We start from the raw sequence: 2,694 nt of genomic DNA, 5'->3' as shown, positions 1-2,694 counted from the left end.
CGACAGAAACACCAATCAACAATGTAAATCTGGTGGGTGTCAAAGACTGCCAACTGACCATGGTGGGCATCTTATTGCATCGATGTTTGATGGGCTAGGCGAAGGCATAAACATCGTACCAATGGATGCTAAGTTTAATGGCGTCAAGGGTGAGTGGTATAAAATGGAAACTAGATGGAAAAATGCTCTCGAAAATAATGGCACTGTTCAAGTTAAGATAGAGCTTATTTATAGTGGTAATAGTAAGAGACCCGACTTCTTTATAGTAAATCAAACTATTAATGGTAAAGAGTTGGATTCTATATTATTAGAAAATAAACCCAAGCCAACGGAAGAATGAAATGAAAAGTGAGCAAATAACGTATAAAGAAATCAAAGATATTTTATGGTCTATAATGCCCCTCACAGTAAGAAAAATAGTATTTAGGGGTTACATATATGACTCATCAGCTCAACTAGGTTGTCATAAAATTCTCGATGATGGTCAGATGGAGTTAATTAAGATACCTAGCAGAATGCTATTGCAGTTAATGTACTTAATGAAAGATTTGCAAAAATGTGAAATATTCTCCCAAGAACCTTGGACGCATTTTAAGATGATTTTTTCAAAAAATAAAATGCTCGAAGTGGATTTTGTTTACATTCCTAAAGAGGATAGCTGGGTCAACTTAATCATGAAAGGCATCAGCGACCTAACCGAAGAAGAATGGAAAAATACAGGCATTCCAAAAGAGCTTTGGCAGGAGCGTGTTCGTCATAAAGGAACGGGGACATTAGGGCGACCTCAGTCGGATTTTTATTAACTTACTTGGCGTGTAGATTGGCTTTAAATAAACTAAACCAAACTTACCCCCTGCCAAGGGCGAAATTACGAGTTACAAACTCAAAACTGGCGTTTGTTTATAACTCATAATTTCGTCAAAAGACTTCCCCTCTTTTGCAATTTCCCCAAAAAATTTAAAATTGATGCTCTGCGGTTGTCAATTTTGTGTTTTTCCAAAATAGTATTTTTGCCAAAAATCACCATCAAGCAATCTGTGCAATTTACCTAAGCAAGCATAGCAAACGGTCCACAAAAACAGCAGTTTTGATGACCTTTGCGCTTGCAAAAGGGGGATAAATCCCCCCCTTTGAACCCCCCATTTTCATGAATTTATTTTGTCTAAAAACTTTAAATTCAAAGATTTTAAGTAAGATAATTTTTCAAACTTGTGCTTTTCTAGCTCAAACACCCCCCTAAAATCGCCCTGCTCATAACGCATTTTTTGGAGGCTAGCGCGCATCTTTTGCGGATTGATGTTATTTGCAATGTAGGCGTTAATCAGCGTATCACTGGCTAAAATCTGCTCGTATTGCTTTCTTGCCAGCTCTAATTGCTGTTTTTCGTGTTCTTTTTGGGCTTGGCGTTCGGCTTTTTTTCGCTGTTTTGCTTCTTGTTCGGCTTGTATGGCGTCTTGGTGCTGTTTTAACGCCTGTTTGATAAGATTTTGGCGGTGTTCTGCTGTTGCGCCAATGCTGTCAGCGTAGGCGTTCTTTTGGGCGATAATATCGCGTTCTTGGTCGGTTAGGTTGTTTAAATCAATATTTGCAGTTTGTTTTGTTTGCTGAGCTGTAGATTTTTGTTTTATGGTAAAAGTAAAGCCAATGATTTTGCGCCCTTGTTTGTGCTGCTCATAAGATGCGATGATGTCCGTATGTTCGTTAATTTCCGCTATCGCATAATCTAAAACACGTTTTTTGAAATCGCTCATGCGTATGTACTCATTATCTGCGACGCCCAAACGCCCCCTAAGCTCATCAACTGCAATTATTGGCATCTTAGACGCTGTACGCCAAGCAATGATTATCTCGTATAGTCTAACCGCGTATTTGCTTGATAACTCCGCCACTTGTTCCAGCGCATAGCTTGTAAAATTGCGCTCAAGCTCGCAAAGCAAGGGGACGACTGCCGGCGCAAACGTAATATCAATAGATGCTATATCGTCATTATATGCAATCTCTGATACCCAGCGACTTGTTGCCACCCTTACCCCACCCCCCGCCGCTCTGCGTACGTAAATTGACGCTCAAATAGCGCCTTACAAGCGCGCTTGATGTTGTCATACACCCCCTGCCCTCCTTGTGTGCTGTAAGTATCTATATAATCAGATACCCCAATTGTAATTTTTGTCGCTGCTGTTAGTGTCTGTTCGCTGCGTCTGCTGTGTGCAACTGCTAACAGTATCAAGCGCTGTTCTATCAGCTCAAGATTGTAACTAGCGTTAATCAATGCGTTATCTTTGACAACAATATTTTTAGTTTTTGGCATAGTTCGCCCCACATAATTACATAATTAATTAATGACAAATTTATTTTTGTCTAGTCCGTTCCCTAATTTGTCGTTATATAAGCTAAAAAAAACTTTAAAATCAGACACTTAAGCAGTGCTAGAATATATTAAAATATTAAAAAGACTTCTTGGGGAAAATTTTCAATTTTTTTTGATTTAAACAACTGCATCAACGCATAAGCTAATTGATAATCCTTTCCTTGTTTGTGATAATGTTTTTTTTTCAGTTTTTAAAAATCTTCCGCCGGGCTGGGGGCTATCTGATGGCTAGCCAATCCCTGCCTGCTATGGCTGGCTTGCCACTGTGTAGATATAGCCAAATTTGGACGCATCATCTAATACTAAGCCACTGGAAACGGTTGAAA

General features: G+C 39.2%; 4 protein-coding genes. 2 read left to right on the top strand and 2 right to left on the bottom strand.

Going from position 1 to position 2,694, the window contains the following annotated elements; translation table 11 throughout:
- Positions 1-340: DNA/RNA non-specific endonuclease (locus ACZBKJ_RS09725; protein ID WP_463200890.1), on the top strand; the 340-nt coding region annotated here is incomplete at its 5' end.
- A gap of 199 nt (positions 341-539) precedes the next feature.
- On the top strand, positions 540-803 hold the full coding sequence (locus ACZBKJ_RS09720; RefSeq protein WP_463200889.1) for a hypothetical protein: 264 nt from the start codon (positions 540-542) through the stop codon (positions 801-803).
- Positions 804-1,145: 342 nt separating this feature from the next.
- Here ACZBKJ_RS09720 and ACZBKJ_RS09715 read toward each other — a convergent pair whose 3' ends face one another.
- The gene (locus ACZBKJ_RS09715) at positions 1,146-2,024 is read right to left on the bottom strand and encodes a RepB family plasmid replication initiator protein (RefSeq protein WP_463200888.1); all 879 of its coding nucleotides are present in this window, start codon (positions 2,022-2,024) and stop codon (positions 1,146-1,148) included.
- A gap of 2 nt (positions 2,025-2,026) precedes the next feature.
- Complete coding sequence (locus ACZBKJ_RS09710; protein WP_463200887.1) at positions 2,027-2,308, bottom strand: RepB family plasmid replication initiator protein; 282 nt, start codon at positions 2,306-2,308, stop codon at positions 2,027-2,029.
- Positions 2,309-2,694: the final 386 nt, after the last annotated feature.

Source organism: Moraxella sp. I5G (assembly GCF_055193055.1).
The sequence above is the reverse complement of the archived record's forward strand: the minus strand, read 5'-3'. Positions and strand labels throughout refer to the sequence as shown.